Raw genomic sequence first — 19949 nt, forward strand, 5'->3', positions numbered from 1 at the left:
TGTGAGGCGTTGAGCTAACCAATACTAATTGCCCGTGAGGCTTGACCATATAACACCCAAGCAATCTGCGACCTAAGGGCACAGATTGCGGTGACTGTGAAGATGACACGAACCGAAAGTTTGCGTCACAAACGACACCGATATCACATACCCGATTTGCTGAAACGCGCCTCCTGGCACGGTTCGGTACCCGAATTTCTTGACGACCATAGAGCATTGGAACCACCTGATCCCATCCCGAACTCAGTAGTGAAACGATGCATCGCCGATGGTAGTGTGGGGTTTCCCCATGTGAGAGTAGGTCATCGTCAAGATTCAATTCCAGAACCCCTCATCGCTCACGCGGTGAGGGGTTTTGTCTATCTGGCGTTCCCAAAAGGCGCGTCGCCCTCGCCAGCTATCTCTGCGTTCAACGTGTGTATAGCATTCCGGTGCGCTTGCCCTTATGGTTTGGCCTCAGGTTTCACTCGTTAACGTCAAGGAAGCAAGCATGCCCGTCACAACCCCGCTGAGCGCTGGTTTCATGGTGGTTCATGGCAACCGCCTGGATGAACTGCGCAGTCTGGTTGTTTCCTGGATGCGGCGTTACCCGTTGGCCCCCCTTGAGAACGAGATTGCGCTGGTACAGAGCAATGGGATTGCCCAGTGGCTCAAACTGGCTCTGGCTGAGGATGCTCTAGACGACGACATAGGCGGATGCGGCATCGCGGCGGCCATCGACGTTCAATTGCCCGGCAGCTTTATGTGGACGCTCTACCGCACAGTCCTGGGTCGAGATGAAATTCCCGAAACCTCTCTGCTCGACAAAGGCCCGCTGACCTGGCGTCTGATGCGTCTGCTGCCCGAGCTCATCAACCAGCCCCACTTCGAGCCGCTACAGCGCTTTCTCACGGCAGACACTGACCTTCGCAAGCGCTATCAATTGTCGGAACGGCTGTCGGACCTGTTTGACCAATACCAGGTATACCGCGCCGACTGGCTGGAAGACTGGGCTGCCGGACGTCATCAGTTACGCAATGGCAGAGGCGAAGCCAAGCCCCTGACCGCTTCCAACTGCTGGCAGGCAGAGCTGTGGCGAGCGCTGCTACATGACGTGGGCGCCGAAGGCATGGCACAAAGTCGGGCCGGCGTTCACCAACGTTTTATCGAACGCATCAGCACCCTGAACGAGGCTCCCGCCGGGCTGCCCGCGCGCGTCATCGTGTTCGGTATTTCGTCACTCCCCGCACAGGCGCTTGAAGCGCTCGCCGGGCTGGCCCGCTTCAGCCAGGTATTGCTCTGCGTCCACAACCCGTGTCGTCACCATTGGGCTGATATAGTCGCGGACAAGGATCTGCTGCGCCATCAATACAAACGTCAGGCGCGCAAGTCCGGCATGCCAATGGTCCTGGACCCTGAAGCGTTGCACCAGCACGCGCACCCGTTGCTTGCCGCATGGGGAAAACAAGGCCGCGACTACATCAATCTGCTCGACAGCCATGATGACCCGCGCAGCTATCGCGCCTCGTTCAAGGACGAGCGTATCGACCTGTTCAGCGAAAGCGAGCCTGGAAATATTCTGAACCAGTTGCAGGACGACATCCTCGAACTTCGTCCCCTGGATGAAACCCGCGAGCTGTGGCCAGCCATCGATGCTCTGAAGGACCGATCCATCCGCTTTCATGTGGCCCACAGCGCGCAGCGGGAAGTCGAGGTGCTGCACGACCAGCTCCTTGCCCGTTTCAGTCGTGACCCGGATTTGCGTCCACGTGATGTGATTGTCATGGTCCCTGACATCGACAGTTACGCGCCGCATATCCGTGCCGTGTTCGGACAGATAGAGCGCGAAGACCGCCGCTTTATTCCGTTCACACTGGCTGACCAAGGGCAACGTGGCCGCGAACCCTTGTTGATCGCTGTCGAGCATTTACTGAAATTGCCGGACAGCCGCTTTCCGGTCAGCGAAATTCTTGACCTGCTCGACGTTCCGGCTCTGCGTGCACGCTTTCGGATTCAGGAACGTGACCTGCCGACCCTGCACCGTTGGATTGAAGGCGCAGGCATTCGCTGGGGCCTCAATGCGCCGCAACGCGCAGGGTTGGGTCTGCCGGATGCGCTGGAACAGAACAGCTGGCACTTCGGCCTGCGCCGTATGTTGCTCGGCTATGCAGTAGGTGCCGGTGCCGCTTATGACGGTATCGAGCCTTACGATGAAATCGGTGGACTGGATGCCGCATTGATTGGTCCGCTGGTGGCCTTGATCGACGCGCTTGAGGCCGCTCATGGCGAGCTTTCGAAACCGGCCACCCCGACTCAATGGGGCGCTCGTCTGCAAGCCGTCCTGCAGCTCTTTTTCGTCGCCGACAGCGAACACGACGATTACCTGCTCGCCCAGCTCGAAACCCTGCGCGAGAACTGGCTGGAGACCTGCGAAACCGTGGGCCTCATTGATCAACTGCCACTCACGGTGGTTCGCGAAGCCTGGCTGGCCGGGCTTGATCAGGGGCGTCTGTCGCAGCGGTTTCTGGCAGGCTCGGTGAATTTCTGCACGCTGATGCCCATGCGCGCAATCCCGTTCAAAGTGGTCTGCCTGTTGGGCATGAACGATGGTGATTACCCACGAGCACAGCCACCGCTGGACTTCGACCTGATGGGCAGTGACTACCGCCCCGGTGATCGCTCTCGACGTGAAGACGACCGATATCTGTTGCTTGAAGCGCTGCTGTCCGCCCGCGACCAGTTGTACATCAGCTGGGTCGGTCGCAGCATTCGTGACAACAGTGATCGTCCCGCATCGGTGCTCATCGGTCAGTTGCGTGATCACTTGGCCAGCGGCTGGAAGCTCGCGGGTGAGCCGGATGAAACCGGCAGGCTCGATGAAGGTGAGCGGTTGCTGAAGGCATTGACGCTGGAGCATCCGCTGCAGCCGTTCAGCGCCAGTTACTTTCATGAGGGCACCGGCTATTTCAGTTTTGCCCGGGAATGGCGATTGCTGCACGAGGCCGATGCCGTTTTGCCCGTCCAGACAGCTCTGTCAGTTCATGAGCAGGATGAGCCGCTGACGATCGCTCAAGTGCAGGATTTTCTGCGCAATCCCGTGAAGCACTTTTTCAGTCAGCGTCTGAAAATCTACTTCGAGGTGGCCGAAGCGCCGCTGGCCGATGAAGAGCCTTTCGTGCTCGACGCGCTGGAGCGTTACGGACTCAGCGACAGCCTGCTCAACGCCGCCATGGCGCAGCCAGACGATATCGACAGCGCGCTCCAGGCCCAGGCAAACAAGTTACAAGCCAGTGGTTTGCTGCCGCTGGCAGGCTTTGGCACGTGCATGCAGCAGGAACTGATCGAGCCACTGCCCGACGTGCTCAGGCGTTATCAGGACGTGTTGACGTTGTGGCCCGAACCGCTGAGCAGCGCGTTGCCGATCAGCTTTAGCCACGGTGACGTGAGTATCGAAAGCTGGCTTGGCGGTCTGCATCGTAACGCCCGAGGCGAGTTGTTACTGGTCACCGTGATTCCCAACAGCATCGGCTCGAAAAAGACCCGCAAATGGCATCGGCTGATTCGGCCGTGGGTCAACCACCTGATAGCCTGTGCCTGTGAATTGCCGCTCAGTACCGCACTGGTGGCCAGCGATGAAACCCTGATGCTGGCACCCTTGGAAAAAGACGCCGCTGTCACGACCCTTAATCACCTGTTGATGGCCTGGCTGCGCGGCATGCAACAGCCATTACCGGTTGCGGTGAAAACCGCATTCGCCTGGTTGGGACAACCTTTGGACAAAGCCGAAGCTGCCGCCCGCAAAACCTATGAAGGCGACGGCCAGACCACCGACGGCGAGCGTCGGGAAAGTACCGCGTTGGCTCGCCAGTACCCGGACTTCGATGCCTTGATGGACAGCGAAGAGTTTGTCGGCTGGTGCGAGACACTCTACAAACCGATCTACGACGCATCGTGGCAATCGCTTTCCAGCGCGCAGGTGAGTGCATGAACGACATGACGCTTCCACTGGCGCTGCGTTTTCCGTTGCGCGGCAGTCAACTGATCGAGGCCAGCGCCGGCACCGGCAAGACGTTTACCATCTCGGCGCTGTACCTGCGTCTGGTGCTGGGCCATGGCGACGAATTATCAGGCTTTGGTCGCGAATTGCTGCCGCCGCAAATACTCGTGGTGACCTTTACCGATGCCGCGACCAAAGAGCTGCGCGACCGGATTCGCACCCGACTTGCCGAAGCTGCGCGATTCTTTCGTGATGAAATCGACGCGCCCGATGGCCTGATCGCCGAGCTGCGCGAGCAATTCAGCGCCGAGCTTTGGCCGACCTGTGCCAACCGCCTGGACATCGCCGCGCAGTGGATGGACGAGGCTGCGGTGTCGACGATTCACAGTTGGTGTCAGCGCATGCTGCGCGAGCACGCCTTCGACAGTGGCAGCCTGTTCACCCAGACGCTGGAAACCGATCACAGCGACCTGCTCGGCGAAGTGCTGCGCGACTACTGGCGGCGCTTCTGCTACCCAATGAGTGGCGACGCGCTGACCTGGGTGCGCGAAAACTGGAGCGGGCCGGCGGCATTGTTACCCCGCGTGCGTGGTCTGTTCGGGCGTGAACGCAATATCGGCGCTCAAGAGCCTGCCGAGCTGATAACCGGATCCCTGCTGGAGCGTCGTCAGGCGCTGGCCGCACTCAAGGCACCGTGGACCGTCTGGGCGGCCGAGATGCAAGCCATCTGCATGGATGGCGTGGCGCGCAAGATTGTCGACGGTCGCAAGATGCAGGAACGCTATTTCAAACCCTGGTTCGAGAAACTCGCGGCCTGGGCCGCTGACGAGACTCAGGAGGCATTGGATCTGGGCACCGGTTTCACTCGACTGACCCCTGATGGCATCGCCGAAGCCTGGAAAAGCGATGCGCCTTCGCACCCGGCCTTCGAGGCGATGCTTGAACTCAAGGCGGCGCTGGACAGTTTGCCAACGCCCGATGCTGCCGTGTTGCAACACGCTGCGCAGTGGGTGAGTGCGCGCTTTGAAGAAGAGAAGCGTCGTCGTGCAGAAATGGGTTTTGACGACATGCTGCTCCGGCTCGACAGCGCCTTGCGCGGCGCAGGCGGCGAGCGGCTGGCGACCTTGATTCGCGAACAGTTTCCCGTCGCGCTGATCGACGAATTTCAGGACACCGACCCCGTGCAGTACCGCATCTTCGAGAGCATCTATCGCCTCGAAGACAACGACGAACAGACCGGGTTGTTCCTGATCGGCGACCCCAAGCAGGCGATCTACGCATTTCGTGGTGCCGACATCTACACCTACCTGCGCGCCCGCCAGGCGACCTCGGGTCGCTGGCACACGCTGGACACCAACTACCGTTCCAGTCATGCGATGGTCGAGTCGGTCAACCATGTCTTCGAACGGGCCGAGCTGCGTGCGCAAGGGCGCGGCGCATTTCTGTTCCGGGACGGCGAGCATAATCCTGTGCCGTTTGCCAATGCGCTGGCTCAAGGGCGCAAGGAGACGCTGCAGGTTGATGGCGCGACGCTCGCAACATTGACGGTCTGGCATCTGCAAAGCGATCAGCCGGTATCCGGGGTGGCTTACCGTCAACAACTGGCGGCCAGTTGCGCGAGTGAAATCGTGCGCCTGCTCAACGCCGGACAGCAAGGACGTGCCGGTTTCGCCACGCCAGACAAGGCACTACGCGGCTTGCGTCCCGCCGATATCGCGATTCTGGTGCGCGACGGCAAGGAAGCGCAGGCGGTGCGCAACGAGCTGTCGGCGCGCGGCGTGCGCAGCGTTTATCTATCGGACAAGGATTCGGTGTTTGCCGCACAGGAAGCCCATGACCTGCTGTCATGGCTCAAAGCCTGTGCAGAACCCGATTCAGAGCGCACGCTGCGAGCGGCGTTGGCCTGTATCACGCTCGATCTGTCGCTGGCCGAGCTGGAGCGTCTGAATCAGGATGAACTGGCGTGGGAACGGCGCGTCATGCAGTTCCGTGGCTATCGCGCTGTCTGGCGCACACAGGGCGTACTGCCGATGCTGCGCCGCCTGCTGCATGACTTTGCCTTGCCGCAGACGCTCATGACACGTACCGATGGCGAGCGCGTGCTGACCAACCTGCTGCACTTGTCCGAATTGTTGCAACAGGCCGCTGCTGAACTGGATGGCGAGCAGGCCCTGATTCGTCACCTCGGCGATCATCTGGCGCTGTCCGGTCAGGCAGGCGAAGAGCAAATCCTGCGGCTGGAAAGCGACGAGCAACTGGTCAAGGTCGTGACCATTCACAAGTCCAAGGGCTTGCAGTATCCGCTGGTATTCCTGCCGTTCATTTGTTCTTCCAAACCGGTGGATGGCAGTCGCCTGCCGCTGCAGTTTCACGATGCCGATGGCAACGCGCAGATCAGCCTGCAGCCCACCGAGGCACTGATTCAACAGTCGGATGACGAACGTCTCGCTGAAGACCTGCGCCTGCTTTACGTCGCCTTGACCCGCTCGGAGCACGCCTGTTGGCTGGGCGTCGCCGACCTCAAGCGCGGCAACGCCAACAGCTCGATGCTGCACCGCTCGGCGCTCGGTTATTTGCTGGGCGGCGGTGCAGTGCTTGCCGAGTCGGCGGACCTGAAAATATGGCTTCGCGATCTGCAGGCAGGCCGTGACGTCATTGCGCTGGAACCCGTGCCCGAACCGACCCTCGAGCGTTTCAGTGCGCCGCGCAATGAGGCTTCGCTGCTCAAGCCGCTGCTGCCCAAGCGACGTGCTGCCGAAAACTGGTGGATCGCCTCGTACAGTGCGCTGCGCATCGGTGACACGATCACGGCGGGTGCCGATCAGTCGCCGGACAGCCCGCAGGCACAGAAGCTGTTCGATGACGAACGCCTGGACCCCGAAGCGCCTCGTGACGTACCCGCCAGCGGCGGTGACATCCATCGCTTCCCGCGTGGGCCGAACCCCGGCACCTTCCTGCACGGTCTGCTGGAATGGGCGGGGACCGAAGGGTTTGCGTTGACGGTCAACGACCCGGAACGTCTTGAGGATGCGGTCGCCCGTCGCTGCAATCGTCGCGGCTGGGAGGGCTGGATCAATACCTTGCGCGACTGGCTGCAGCACGTGCTGAGCATGCCATTGCGTTTGTCGCCGGATGCCGCGCCGGTGGCACTGGGCGAGCTGGATCAACCCAATCAATACCGCGTCGAGATGGAGTTCTGGTTCGCCAGCAACCAGGTCGATGTGAAGCAGATGGATGCCCTAGTGCGCCGTTTTACCCACGACAACGCGCCACGCGCCGCCACCGAAACCGTCTCGCTCAACGGCATGTTCAAGGGCTTTATCGACCTGACGTTTGAGCACGAAGGGCGTTACTACGTCGCCGACTACAAATCCAACTGGCTGGGCCCGGACGATGCCGCGTACACCGAGCTGGCAATGGAAGCCTCTATTCTCGACAACCGCTACGACCTGCAGTACGTGCTCTACCTGCTGGCCCTGCATCGGCAGCTCAAGGCGCGTCTTGCCGATTACGACTATGACCAGCACATGGGCGGCGCGCTGTACGTCTTCCTGCGCGGCAGCCGATCGTCCACCCAGGGCGTGTACTTCACCCGGCCGCCGCGCACGCTGATCGAAAGCCTGGACCTGTTGTTCCAAGGCAAACCGTTACCCCAGGAACTGCCAGGAGCCTTCGTATGAGTCGCTCGTTCGAAGAGCTGTTGCCCACCGCGCTGAGCGACATCAGCCTCGCAGACCTGAGCCCGCTGACCCGCGTTCAGGATGTGCTGATTCTGTTGGAGCGCTGGGTCGAGCGTGGCTGGTTGCGCGCACTGGATCGGGCCTTTGTGGCGTTCCTCAGTGACCTGGATCCGCAGGCCGATCCGTTGGTGCTGGTCGCGGCTGCGCTGACCAGCCATCAACTGGGGCACGGCCACGTGTGTCTTGACCTCTACGAGACACTCAAAGAGCCCGACTTCGCGCTGTCCCTGCCGCCGGAAGGCGATCTGCAAAGTACGCCGATGCTCCTGCCTTCGCAGTTGCTGGCAGCGCTGGATGGCGCGGCGTGGTGTCAGGCGTTGGCGGGCAGCATTCTGGTAGCCCGTGCAGGAGACACGAGCGTCGAGGCGCTGCAAAAACCCTTGGTGCTGTCCGACCGACGCCTGTATCTGCGCCGTTACTGGACTTACGAACGTCGGATTGCTGCGGCCTTGCGTCAGCGTCTGGCGCAGGACGAAGCACCGCCGGTCGATCTGGTTCAGCGTCTTGATGCCTTGTTCGGCAAAGCCGATCCTGCGCCGGACGCCAACATTGACTGGCAGAAACTGGCCTGCGCACTGGCCACTCGCCGGGCGTTCAGCATCATCACCGGCGGCCCGGGAACGGGCAAAACCACCACGGTGGTGCGCCTGCTTGCGTTGCTGCAAGCGCCTGCCGTGCAGAGTGGCCAGCCGCTGCGCATTCGTCTGGCCGCTCCGACCGGCAAGGCGGCTGCGCGATTGACCGAGTCGATCAGCCAGCAGGTACAGGGCCTGGACGTCAGCGCTGAGGTGCGACAAAAAATCCCCGCCGAAGTCACCACCGTTCACCGGTTGCTGGGCAGTCGTCCCGGCACGCGACACTTTCGTCATCATGCAGGCAACCCCTTGCCGCTGGACGTACTGGTGGTCGACGAAGCATCAATGATCGACCTGGAAATGATGGCCAATCTGCTTGACGCCCTGCCGCCCCATGCGCGCATGGTCCTGCTGGGCGACAAGGATCAACTGGCCTCCGTCGAGGCGGGCGCGGTGCTGGGCGACCTGTGTCGCGACGCCGAAGAGGGTTTCTACAGCCCTGAAACCCAGGCCTGGCTGGAAGCCGTCAGCGGCGAGCAACTGAGTAAAGGCGCGTTGCGCCAGGGCGATGCGCAAGAGCACCCGCTCGCGCAACAGGTGGTGATGTTGCGTCACTCGCGCCGTTTCGGGCAGGGCAGCGGTATCGGGCAACTGGCGCGTCTGGTCAACCAGCAACAGGATCAGCAGGCGCGGGCGTTGCTGGCAGCCGGCAGCCACAGTGACCTTTTCGCCCTGGCGCTCAAGGGCGAGCAGGATCTCAAGTTCGAACGCCTTGTACTGGACGGCCTTGGCCAGGGCGAGCAGGGGCCGCAAGGTTATCGGCATTACCTGAGCGTGCTGGCGAATGAGCGCCCGGCACAAGGCCTTTCGCTGGACGACGCGTGCTGGAACTTATGGGCCCGTTCTGTTCTGGAAGCATTCGACTCGTTTCAACTGCTCTGCGCCGTCCGCAAAGGCCCGTGGGGCGTGGAAGGCCTCAACCAGCGCATCACTCACGCGCTGTTCAACGCCAGCCTGATCGAAAGCGAGCAGCAATGGTACGAAGGCCGCCCCGTGCTCATGACGCACAACGATTATGGCCTGGGCCTGATGAACGGCGATATCGGCATCACCCTGCGCCTGCCGGAGCGTGAAGGCGAGGACAAACAAGTCCTGCGCGTCGCCTTTCCGCGTAACGACGGCAGCGGCGGCGTGCGTTTCGTCCTGCCCAGCCGACTCAACGAAGTCGAAACCGTCTACGCTATGACCGTCCACAAATCCCAAGGCTCCGAATTCGCCCACACCGCCCTGATCCTCCCCGAGGCCCTTAACCCGGTGTTGACCAAGGAACTGATCTACACCGGTATCACCCGCGCCAAGCACTGGTTCAGTCTGATCGAGCCACGACAGGGCGTATTCGAAGAGGCACTGCGGCGCAAGGTGAAGCGGTTGAGTGGGTTGATGTTGGGGCTTTGAAGCAGCCCAGCGGCCAACCGGCTGGACGCACGATGTGGGAGGCGGCTTGCCGGCGATTCGGTTTTCCAGGCGATGTACCAGTGCCTGAACTGACTCCATCGCCGGCAAGCCGCCTCCCACCGTTCCTTTATTGCCAAAGGTTTTCTGTGAGCCTGCGGGCAAAAATGTGCGCAGTTCTGGCTCGTTTTTCGTCACTGCGCATTTAAACCATGCATTCTGTTTCAGACCATTTGATCTGGACTGAGAGGGGTAAACAGCTAACGTTTTGTATGGGTTACGAATTTCTCCAGTGGCATGGTTTCTGCTCTCGCCTGGTTGACCGTCACCCTTGGCGGTGAACCTTTCACGCAACGTGTCAGCGAGAGGAATCAGCCGTATGACTCTGCAGTATGTGCCCATCATTAACCTGGCCCCGTATTTTTCAGGAGAACCGGACGGCAAGGCAGCCGTGGCGCAGGCAGTCAATCAGGCGTGTAAAGACATCGGGTTTCTGGTGATTACCGAACACCAGATTCCCAAAGAACTCATAGCACGGGTCTCGCGCTTGACCCGGCAGTTCTTCGATTTGCCATTGGCTGAAAAACGCAAGGTTGATCGACCCAGCCCGGAGATGGTGCGCGGTTACAGCGCGATAGCCGAGGAGAGTCTGTCCTATTCGCTGGAAGAAAGTGCGCCGGGGGATCTCAAGGAGTCGTTTTCCATCGGGCCGAGCCATGTGCCGGATGAAGATTATTATCACAGTGCCGAAGCCGGTTCGCACTTCGCACCGAACGTCTGGCCCGCGCAGGCGCTGCTGCCTGGATTCAAAGAGGCTTATCAAGAGTACTTCGACGCGATGAGCGAACTGGCTCAATCGTTGATGCGTCTGTTTGCCCTGGCATTGGAGCTGGACGAGTATTTTTTCGATGACAGGATTGACCGGCATATCAGCATGTTTCGCAGTCTGAGTTACCCGGACATCAAAACCGAAGTCGAGGCGGGGCAGTTACGTGCCAGCGCACACACCGACTACGGCAGCCTGACGATCGTGCGTCCCGACAACGCGCTGGGCGGTTTGCAGGTGCGCAACCAGAAGGGTGAGTGGGTCGATGTGCCGTATGTCGAGAATGGTTTTGTCGTCAACATTGGCGACCTGATGATGCAGTGGACCAACGATCAGTGGATTTCCACGTTGCATCGAGTCGTCAATCCGCCCATGACCAGTGAACAGGACAACCGCCGTCAGTCTCTGGTGTTTTTCCATCAGCCCAACTACGACACCTTGATCGAGTGCCTGCCAGGTTGCCTGCTGCCCGGTGCCACGCCTCGGCATGCACCGGTGACATCGGGCGATCACCTGTTGTCCAAGTTCGTCAAACAGACCACCTTCGGCGGCAGCAAGGTGGCCTGATATGAACTCACTCTCTTACGTCAACGTGTTCGCTCAGGACATTGTTAGCCTGAGCGCGTTCTACTCGAACCTGTTCGGCTTCCGCGAAATCGAGGCGATCAGGTCGCCGATCTTTCGCGGACTGGATACGGGCAAGACCTGCATCGGTTTCAACGCGTTGGAGGCTTACGAGTTGCTGGGTCTTGAGGCGTTTGCGGGCAGTACCGGGTGCAAGTTCCTGCTGAACATTGATGTGCCTGATCAAGCCGAAGTGGACCGGCTGGTGCCGCTGGCGGTCGCACAGGGAGCGAAGCTGATCAAGGAGCCGTACCTGACGTATTACAACTGGTATCAGGCGGTGCTGCTGGACCCTGAACTGAACGTTTTCAGGATCAACGTTATGCTCTGAAACCTGGGGATCACGATGCTGGCATGCCCGTGTATAATGCGGTCAATGGGTGTCACCGCAAAACGCGGGAGGGCAGGTTTAATTTAGCGCAGGTCGGGCCGCCGCGTGGAGTTACCGTGCCTATGAGCCTGGATCATCCACGTCGGAAAAACGCCGACGAGCATCGTGCATCACCTTCTGCCCTCGCATTCCTTTCCCGTTTTTTCGCCGCTGAATCAGCGGGCGGCTTGATACTCATGGCCGCCGCCTTCGCTGCGCTCCTCATCGCGAACTCGCCCTTGGCTGACATTTACTTCGCGACGCTGCACGTCAACGTCGCGGGTCTCTCGATTGAGCATTGGATCAATGATGGCCTGATGGCTATCTTTTTCATGTTGGTGGGATTGGAGATCAAGCGTGAAATGCTGGTCGGCCAGTTATCGAGTTGGAGTCAGCGTGCGCTTCCGGGTTTTGCTGCGCTGGGTGGCATGCTGATACCTGCCCTGATCTATCTCGTAGTCAACTGGGGCAATAGTGAAACGCTAGGCGGCTGGGCCATTCCTGCTGCCACTGATATCGCCTTTGCCTTGGGCGTACTCTCGCTGCTCGGAAAACGCGTGCCCATCTCGTTAAAAATCTTCCTGTCCGCCTTGGCGATCCTTGATGACCTGGGCGCAGTGCTCATCATCGCCTTGTTTTACACCAGTGGCTTGTCCATCAGCATGCTCCTGGCATCCCTCGCCGTGATTGTATTCTTGGTCGTACTTAACCGTTGCGGCGTGACAAGGCTCCTTCCTTACCTCGTCGCGGGCGGGCTGCTGTGGTTCTTCATGCTTCAATCCGGTATTCACGCAACCTTGGCCGGTGTCATTCTTGCGCTGTGCATTCCGCTGGGTGATTCGAACAATGAGCACACTTCGCCGCTTCTTCATCTGGAAGAAAAACTACATCCGTGGGTCGCGTTTGCCGTTGTGCCCATCTTTGGTTTTGCCAATGCTGGCGTTTCCCTTGCGGGTATTTCCCCCGGCAACCTGATCGATCCGGTGCCTCTGGGCGTGACCTTGGGTCTGTTGCTGGGCAAACAGATTGGAGTGTTTGGTTTAGCGGCGTTGGCCATTCGTGCCGGGTTGGCGAAACTTCCCGAAGCCTGCGGCTGGCTTCAGCTATACGGCGTCGGGCTCTTGTGCGGGATTGGTTTCACGATGAGTCTTTTCATTGGGGCACTGGCATTTCCAGACAACCCGCACCTGGTCGATGAGGTAAAGGTTGGTGTGCTGATGGGTTCTATTCTCTCCGCGATTCTGGGTGTTGTTGTCCTTTTGAGAGCTAAGCCCCGCTGATCCGGGGGCACGCGTGCCAGCGTCTGATCGAGATAGGCAGAGATTCCTGCGAGCTGTCGTGGTGCCTCCCCGGAGGCGGCGCGAAACGTCAGATGTGCGAGCTGGCTCATGGGCAGGGCGGGCAGGTAGCCAGGCGTACTTGAGCGGATTTGAGGGCTTGTCTGGAGATTTCCAGGCAGATGGCTATGCTTCATTATCCAGCTTCTGGAGTATTAAAATGGATATCTCGATTAAAACTTATCAGGCGGGGACTCCCGCAAAAGTCTCTGCGCAAGAAAATTTTCGCTCAGAGAGTTCTGCTGATTCTTCTTCGGATAACCTCTCCTCGAGTACAGCGGAAACCGTGTCAATATCCAGCTCTGCACGGGCACTTTATATTCTAAGTAGCTCTGGCGAGCGACAAGCATCTCTGTCAGATAGCGATTTGAAGGCAATGTATGCGAAAGGGCAAAAGGATATTTATAATTTCGGGCAGCGTATTGCTGGCGGGAATTACAACAAGGAAGACATGCTGCCCAAAACGGATGACCCTGATCGTTTGGCGTTAGGTCAGAAGTCACTGGATTACGCTATTGGTCTCTCCCACGTTCCACCTAAACAGCTTCCTAATCCGTTTGAAGGCATGGCGCGAAACGACCTAAGCGCGATTGTTTATGATGACTCGGAAACTTATACCGATGCCGAGCGCTATGCCGCGTATGGGGAGCTTGGCAAGCAGGACGAAGCCTACTTCTCCACGTTGTACGCCAAACTAACGAATGGAGGCGACAACCGTGAAGTATTCAAAGGCATCATGGACTATTTCGATGATCTGCCTGCTGTTGAGCGCTCGGCCTACCCTGATGGTTTCAGGAATAGTATCGAAAGTCTTTATCAAGAACAGCTGGCGCAATCGGGATCGCTCGCGCTCATCAATAAATCGACCGAGGAGTATTTAGAGAAAAGCTTCAGCAAGGGACAGTCATCGGAGAACATGTTGCAGGCAGTCCTTGATAAAGCGGTTGATTTCTCCACTGTGCAACGATCGGTGGATAAGCGTGACTATTAACTTTCGAGCCAAGTCGTAGCCGATGTTGTGGCGCAGGGCTTTCGAAACGCCATGTTTAAAGACACGCCTGGACGACCTGAAGTTAAAGGACCCTGGACAGGTAAGAAGTGCTTTAGTGTATGAAAATGCGGGTGATAGCGATGGGAGGGGCAATGCACAACATCACGTCCAATTCGCCATCCTGACGATGAATCGCCCGGCGAGTGAGCTTCTGGCTCGACTCATTACGATGCGGCTACCTGATTCCTTGAAAGCATGTCACTAGAGGAAGCGCATGGCGTGGGTTCCCCCCAACAGAACCTCCTTGTTCAACTCCGTCACCTCCCTCACGTAATCCCACAACACCGTAATCCGCTTCAATTTGCGTAAATCCTCCCGGCAATACATCCAGAACTGCCGAACGACCTCCACCTCATCCACCAGCACCGGCACCAGTCGCGGATCCTGTGCAGCCAGAAAGCACGGCAGGATCGCCAGGGCGCGGCCTTGCAGGGCGGCGGTGTATTGGGCGATGACGCTGGTGCTGCGCAGTTGGGCGTTGGCATTGGGCAGCAGGTTGCTGAGGTAGAGCAGTTCGGAACTGAAGGCCAGGTCGTCGACGTAGCTGATAAACGGGTGTTGGCTCAGGTCTTCCTTGCACTGGATCGGCGGGTGTTTGTCCAGATACGCCTGGGTGGCGTACAGGCGCAGGCTGTAATCGCAGAGTTTGCAGCACACGTACGATCCGTGTTCCGGGCGTTCCAGGGCGATGACGATGTCGGCTTCGCGTTTGGAGAGGCTGATAAAGTGCGGCAGCGGCAGGATATCGACCGAGATGCTGGGGTAGGCGTCGAGGAAATGGCTCAGTTGCGGGGTGATGAAGAAGCTGCCGAAGCCTTCCGTGCAGCCTATGCGGATGTGCCCGGACAGCGCCACGCTCGAACCCGAAACCTGTTCGAAGGCCAGGTGCAGTGTGCTTTCGACGGACTCGGCGTAACCCAGTAATCGCTGACCTTCGGCGGTCATGATAAAGCCGTTGTTGCGGGACTTTTCGAACAGCAGCGTGCCGAGCGAGGTTTCCAGCGAACTGATCCGTCGCGACACGGTGGTGTAATCGACGGCCAGGCGCTTGGCGGCGCTGCTGACTTTGCGGGTGCGTGCCACTTCAAGGAAAAACTTCAGGTCATCCCAGTTCAACAGCCCCAGGGATGTGATGTTTTTTTGCATGTTGAGCCTGCTTTTATGTGCGTTCTTGTTAGAAGTTTGCACATCTATACTCCAAAGCACGTCCGCTGACCAATCCAACAACAATGCTGTCAGGAGCCTGTGACGGCCACGCGCCCAGCGCCTGGCGAGTCCGGTTTGCCTGAAGGGAGAACGGTTGCAATGAACGCCTCACTGAACAAAAACAACACCTCCGTGGCCTGCGTGAAACTGCTGATCGACGGCGAGTGGGTTGATTCGCAGAGCAACGAGTGGCAAGACATTGTCAACCCGGCGACGCAGCAAGTGCTGGCGCAAGTGCCGTTCGCCACGGCGAGTGAGGTGAACGCGGCCGTGGCCGCCGCGCACAAGGCGTATCGCACCTGGCGAGACACACCTGTTGGCGCACGCATGCGCATCATGCTCAGGTTGCAGGCGCTGATTCGCGAGCATTCCAAACGAATTGCGGCGGTGCTCAGTGCCGAGCAGGGCAAGACCCTGGCCGATGCCGAGGGCGATATCTTTCGGGGCCTGGAAGTGGTGGAGCACGCCTGTTCGATTGGCACGCTGCAGATGGGCGAGTTTGCCGAAAACGTTGCCAGTGGCGTCGATACCTACACACTGCGCCAGCCCATCGGTGTTTGCGCCGGGATCACGCCGTTCAACTTTCCGGCCATGATCCCGTTGTGGATGTTCCCGATGGCCATCGCCTGCGGCAACACCTTCGTGCTCAAGCCTTCCGAGCAGGATCCTTTATCGACCATGTTGCTCGTCGAACTGGCGGTCGAGGCGGGGGTTCCGGCTGGCGTGCTCAATGTGGTGCATGGCGGCAAGGAGGTCGTCGATGCGATCTGTACGCACCCGGATATCAAAGCTATTTCCTTTGTCGGCTCAACGGCGGTCGGTACCCATGTGTATGACCTGGCGGGTCGGCATGGCAAGCGTGTGCAGGCGATGATGGGCGCTAAAAATCACGCGGTTGTACTGCCCGACGCCAATCGCGCGCAGACCCTCAATGCGCTGGTGGGCGCAGGCTTCGGTGCGGCTGGTCAACGCTGCATGGCGACCTCGGTGGTGGTGCTGGTCGGCGCGTCGAAACAGTGGCTGCCGGACCTGAAGGCGCTGGCGCAGAAGCTCAAGGTCAATGCCGGTCATGAGCCTGGCACTGACATTGGTCCGGTGATCTCCCGCCGCGCCCGACAGCGCATCGTCGAGCTGATCGAAAGCGGTGTGCGTGAAGGTGCAACCCTGGAGCTGGACGGCCGGGACATTTCGGTGCCGGGTTATGAGGGCGGCAACTTTGTCGGGCCGACGCTGTTCTCCGGCGTCACCACCGACATGCAGATCTACACCCAGGAAATCTTCGGCCCGGTGCTGGTGGTGATCGAGGTGGATACCCTGGATGAAGCCATCGCGCTGGTGAACGCCAATCCGTTCGGCAACGGGACCGGGCTGTTCACCCAGAGCGGCGCGGCGGCGCGCAAGTTTCAGAGTGAAATCGACGTCGGCCAGGTGGGCATCAACATTCCCATTCCGGTGCCGGTTCCGTTTTTCAGCTTCACTGGTTCTCGAGGTTCCAAGCTCGGTGATCTGGGGCCGTACGGCAAACAGGTGGTGCAGTTCTACACGCAGACCAAGACCGTCACCAGCCGCTGGTTCGATGACGACAGCGTGAACGACGGCGTGAATACCACCATCAATCTGCGCTGAGCCGCAAACCGTTCCGCGAAGGAGAACGATCATGAACATCGCATTCATCGGTCTGGGCAACATGGGCGCGCCCATGGCCCGCAACCTGATCAAGGCCGGGCATTCGTTGCAACTGTTTGACCTGAACAAGACCGTGCTGGCCGAATTTGCCGAGCTGGGCGCGCAGATCAGTGATTCACCCCGGCAGGCGGCCGAAGGCAGCGAGCTGGTTATCACCATGTTGCCCGCAGCGGCCCACGTGCGCAGCGTGTACCTCAATGACGACGGGGTGCTGAAAGGCATCGCACCAGGCACGCCTGCCCTGGATTGCAGCACCATTGATCCGCAGACCATCCGGGATATAGCTGCCGTTGCTGCGCTGCAAGGCGTGATACTCGGTGACGCGCCGGTATCGGGCGGCACCGGCGGCGCGCAGGCGGGCACCCTGACGTTCATGGTCGGCGGATCGGCGGAGCACTTCGCGACGCTCAAACCGGTACTGGAGCAGATGGGCCGCAACATCGTGCATTGTGGCGAGGTCGGCACCGGCCAGATCGCCAAGATCTGCAACAACATGCTGTTGGCGATTTCCATGATCGGTGTGTCGGAATCCATGGCGCTGGGCAACGCCTTGGGTATCGATACGCAGGTGTTGACCAACATCATCAACACCTCGACCGGTCGTTGCTGGAGTTCAGAAACCTACAACCCCTGGCCGGGCGTGGTCGAAACCGCTCCGGCATCACGCGGTTATACCGGCGGGTTTGGTGCCGAACTGATGCTCAAGGATCTTGGGCTGGCGACCGAAGCGGCCAGGTCGGCGCATCAGCCGGTGATTCTCGGCGCTGTCGCGCAGCAGTTGTATCAAGCCATGAGCTTGCGCGGTGACGGTGGGAAGGACTTTTCAGCGATTATCGAGGGGTATCGCCAAAAGACCTGAGGGGGGCGGCAAGCCGCTTCCCACAGTCTGTGTGGGTTGCGAAAAAGCGCTGTCTCAGAGGCCCTGGGATATCGCTCTGCATTGTTGTCACATCTTGTCCAACCTTCCTGAATGCAGATGCATACGATTCTCTTTTACTTGTGAATCGTAAGGAAGCTCCATGCATTCTCCTCTTCGTGTGCGGCCTGTGGCTGTGATGGTCAAGGTTGCCCTGGCCTGTCTGGCATCGGGTCAGGTGTACGCTGCCGAGCCGCTCATCGAGACGGCCAATGTGCTGTCGCTTGAGGATGTGGTGGTGACTGCCGCCGGTTTCGAGCAGAACCTGGAGGATGCGCCTGCATCGATGACAGTGATTACCGGCGATGAACTGCGCAAGCGCTCGTTCCGCGACCTGACCGATGCGGTGCGCGACGTCGAAGGCGTGACGGTCAATGGTGGGGCCAACGAAACCGATATCTCCATTCGGGGTATGCCCGCCGACTACACCTTGATTCTGGTTGATGGCAAACGCCAGAGCGCACGTGAATCACGGGTCAACGGCAACAGCGGCTACGAGCAGAGCTTCATTCCGCCTGCCGAAGCCATCGAGCGCATCGAAGTCGTGCGCGGGCCGATGTCTTCGCTGTACGGCTCCGACGCTATTGGCGGGGTGATCAATATCATCACGCGCAAGGTCACGCCGGAGTGGGGCGGTTCGATCACGTACGATTATTCGGCACGTCAGCACAGCGATCAGGGCAATGCGCGCCAGACGCAGTTCTTCCTTGGCGGCCCGCTCAAGACCGACCTGCTGGGCTTGCAGGTCTGGGGCCGTTACCTGGATCGTCAGGCGGATGATGACATCGAACAGACCAACGGCTTCAGCAAGGCTGACCACCGTGACATGACCGCACGGCTGTCGATCACGCCGACCGTTGACCACGATATTCTGCTGGAAGCCGGTGCCACGCGCCTGAAGAACGGCGATGGCCTGAGCGCCAACTGGGCCACGCGCGAGCAGGAAAATAACCGCGATCACTGGTCGATTTCGCATCAGGGCCGTTGGGGCTGGGCGACGTCGGATGTATCGCTGGCGCACGAAAAATCCAGCCGCGAAGGCAAGGCCAGCGCGACCCAGACCGACGTGCTCGGGCGCAAGCCGACGGTGGAAAATACCGTACTGGATGCCAAGCTGGTGATGCCGACCGAGCGCAACATCACCACCACCGGCCTGCAGTGGAATGACACCACGGTGACCGACTGGAATCAGGGCCTGGGCGACCGTAAGGATTATGAGTTCTCGGTGGTGCAGAAGGCGTTGTTTGCCGAGAACGAATGGTCGATGACCGATACCTTTGCGTTGACCACCGGTCTGCGCATGGACCATCACGAAGAGTACGGCGTGCATTTCAGCCCGCGCATTTACGGCGTATGGCGCGCGACTGACGACTGGACCTTCAAGGGCGGCGTGGCACGTGGTTTCAAGGCGCCTGAAGTGCGCGCCGTGGTACCCGGTTATTCGTACCTGCGCCGCAACACGTTCGTGATGTTCGGCAACCCGGACCTCAAACCCGAGACCAGCACCAACTATGAACTGTCGGCGTTGTGGTCCAACCGCAATGACCTGTCGGCCGGTGCGACGGTCTTCTACAACGACTTCCAGGACAAGCTCTCGACCGTCACCACCACCGAGCGCTGGAATGGCTTTACCGTCATGGACCGTGTCAACGTCGACAAGGCGGTGATCAAAGGCATCGAGCTCAACGGTCGCTGGGACATCACGCCGGACGTGGCGCTCAAGGGCAACTACACCTACACCGATTCTGAGCAGAAAAGCGGCGCCAATGCCGGCGCGCCCCTGGCGCTGACGCCTGAGCGCAAAGCCAACCTGCGTGCCGAGTGGACCCTTAACGACCGCACGCAATTGTGGGCCGCGACCAACTACTACGGGAAGGAATACGGCAATACGGTCACCGACGAGCCGTCACCGGCCTACACCACTGCGGATCTGGGTGGCTCGTATGAATTGACCAAGAACGTGTCGTTCAATGCCGCGCTGTACAACCTCACCGACAAGCGTCTGGATGATGAGACCTACGGCACGGTGAACTATGGTCGGACGCTGTGGGCGAGTACGACCGTGCGGTTCTGATTCAACGGCTGCGTTGCCTGACGCGCTGGCATGGAATCACTGGAGAAATGCAAAACCTGTGGGAGGCAGCTGGCTGGCGATGCGTGTTAGCAGGCGAGTTGTCAGTGGCTGGACTG

General features: G+C 59.6%; 11 protein-coding genes and 1 rRNA gene. 11 read left to right on the forward strand and 1 reads right to left on the reverse strand.

Annotation, left to right across the window (positions count from 1 at the left end):
* The first annotated feature begins 198 nt into the window (after positions 1-198).
* The 8 genes from rrf to BUB69_RS24690 all read left to right on the forward strand — a co-directional run bounded on the left by rrf (position 199) and on the right by BUB69_RS24690 (position 13891).
* Positions 199-314 (forward strand): 5S ribosomal RNA (gene rrf, locus BUB69_RS24655).
* 176 nt (positions 315-490) lie between these two features.
* Positions 491-3967, forward strand: coding sequence for an exodeoxyribonuclease V subunit gamma (recC, locus tag BUB69_RS24660; RefSeq protein WP_073171932.1), 3477 nt, complete (start codon positions 491-493; stop codon positions 3965-3967).
* Positions 3964-7656, forward strand: coding sequence for an exodeoxyribonuclease V subunit beta (gene recB / locus BUB69_RS24665; protein WP_073171935.1), 3693 nt, complete (start codon positions 3964-3966; stop codon positions 7654-7656). The genes recC and recB overlap by 4 nt, the downstream gene beginning before the upstream one ends.
* The gene (recD, locus tag BUB69_RS24670; protein WP_073171939.1) at positions 7653-9746 is read left to right on the forward strand and encodes an exodeoxyribonuclease V subunit alpha; all 2094 of its coding nucleotides are present in this window, start codon (positions 7653-7655) and stop codon (positions 9744-9746) included. Before recB ends, recD begins: the two co-directional genes overlap by 4 nt.
* 376 nt (positions 9747-10122) lie before the next feature.
* Positions 10123-11136 (forward strand): isopenicillin N synthase family dioxygenase, encoded by a 1014-nt coding sequence (locus BUB69_RS24675; RefSeq protein ID WP_073171943.1) that lies wholly within the window; start codon positions 10123-10125, stop codon positions 11134-11136.
* A gap of 1 nt (position 11137) precedes the next feature.
* Entirely contained in the window at positions 11138-11524 is a 387-nt protein-coding gene (locus BUB69_RS24680; RefSeq protein WP_073171948.1) for a VOC family protein, read from the forward strand.
* 122 nt (positions 11525-11646) lie between these two features.
* The gene (nhaA, locus tag BUB69_RS24685; protein ID WP_073171950.1) at positions 11647-12843 is read left to right on the forward strand and encodes a Na+/H+ antiporter NhaA; all 1197 of its coding nucleotides are present in this window, start codon (positions 11647-11649) and stop codon (positions 12841-12843) included.
* Positions 12844-13060: 217 nt separating this feature from the next.
* Positions 13061-13891 carry a hypothetical protein gene (locus BUB69_RS24690; RefSeq protein ID WP_245825324.1) on the forward strand — a complete coding sequence of 277 codons (831 nt, stop codon included), beginning with the start codon at positions 13061-13063 and terminating at the stop codon, positions 13889-13891.
* A gap of 261 nt (positions 13892-14152) precedes the next feature.
* Here BUB69_RS24690 and BUB69_RS24695 read toward each other — a convergent pair whose 3' ends face one another.
* Entirely contained in the window at positions 14153-15097 is a 945-nt protein-coding gene (locus tag BUB69_RS24695; RefSeq protein ID WP_073171953.1) for a LysR family transcriptional regulator, read from the reverse strand.
* Positions 15098-15256: 159 nt separating this feature from the next.
* Here BUB69_RS24695 and BUB69_RS24700 point away from each other — a divergent pair, with 159 nt between their 5' ends.
* From BUB69_RS24700 to BUB69_RS24710, 3 genes are all read left to right on the forward strand, one after another.
* Positions 15257-16783: a CoA-acylating methylmalonate-semialdehyde dehydrogenase gene (locus BUB69_RS24700; protein ID WP_073171956.1), complete on the forward strand. Its 1527-nt coding sequence runs from the start codon at positions 15257-15259 to the stop codon at positions 16781-16783.
* 31 nt (positions 16784-16814) lie between these two features.
* Positions 16815-17702 (forward strand): 3-hydroxyisobutyrate dehydrogenase, encoded by an 888-nt coding sequence (mmsB, locus tag BUB69_RS24705; RefSeq protein ID WP_073171960.1) that lies wholly within the window; start codon positions 16815-16817, stop codon positions 17700-17702.
* A 160-nt stretch (positions 17703-17862) separates the two neighbouring features.
* Positions 17863-19833, forward strand: a complete 1971-nt coding sequence (locus BUB69_RS24710) for a TonB-dependent receptor domain-containing protein (protein WP_073171964.1) — start codon at positions 17863-17865, stop codon at positions 19831-19833.
* The last annotated feature ends 116 nt before the right edge of the window (positions 19834-19949 follow it).

It is taken from the genome of Pseudomonas asturiensis (assembly GCF_900143095.1).
GTDB lineage: Bacteria > Pseudomonadota > Gammaproteobacteria > Pseudomonadales > Pseudomonadaceae > Aquipseudomonas > Aquipseudomonas asturiensis.

Excerpts from the sequence above, each read along its gene's own strand:
- recC (WP_073171932.1), top strand. The coding sequence starts at position 491 with ATGCCCGTCACAACCCCGCTGAGCGCTGGTTTCATGGTGGTTCATGGC.
- BUB69_RS24700 (WP_073171956.1), top strand. The coding sequence starts at position 15,257 with ATGAACGCCTCACTGAACAAAAACAACACCTCCGTGGCCTGCGTGAAA.
- BUB69_RS24675 (WP_073171943.1), top strand. The coding sequence starts at position 10,123 with ATGACTCTGCAGTATGTGCCCATCATTAACCTGGCCCCGTATTTTTCA.
- BUB69_RS24690 (WP_245825324.1), top strand. The coding sequence starts at position 13,061 with ATGGATATCTCGATTAAAACTTATCAGGCGGGGACTCCCGCAAAAGTC.
- recD (WP_073171939.1), top strand. The coding sequence starts at position 7,653 with ATGAGTCGCTCGTTCGAAGAGCTGTTGCCCACCGCGCTGAGCGACATC.
- BUB69_RS24680 (WP_073171948.1), top strand. The coding sequence starts at position 11,138 with ATGAACTCACTCTCTTACGTCAACGTGTTCGCTCAGGACATTGTTAGC.
- BUB69_RS24695 (WP_073171953.1), bottom strand. The coding sequence starts at position 15,097 with ATGCAAAAAAACATCACATCCCTGGGGCTGTTGAACTGGGATGACCTG.
- nhaA (WP_073171950.1), top strand. The coding sequence starts at position 11,647 with ATGAGCCTGGATCATCCACGTCGGAAAAACGCCGACGAGCATCGTGCA.
- recB (WP_073171935.1), top strand. The coding sequence starts at position 3,964 with ATGAACGACATGACGCTTCCACTGGCGCTGCGTTTTCCGTTGCGCGGC.
- mmsB (WP_073171960.1), top strand. The coding sequence starts at position 16,815 with ATGAACATCGCATTCATCGGTCTGGGCAACATGGGCGCGCCCATGGCC.
- BUB69_RS24710 (WP_073171964.1), top strand. The coding sequence starts at position 17,863 with ATGCATTCTCCTCTTCGTGTGCGGCCTGTGGCTGTGATGGTCAAGGTT.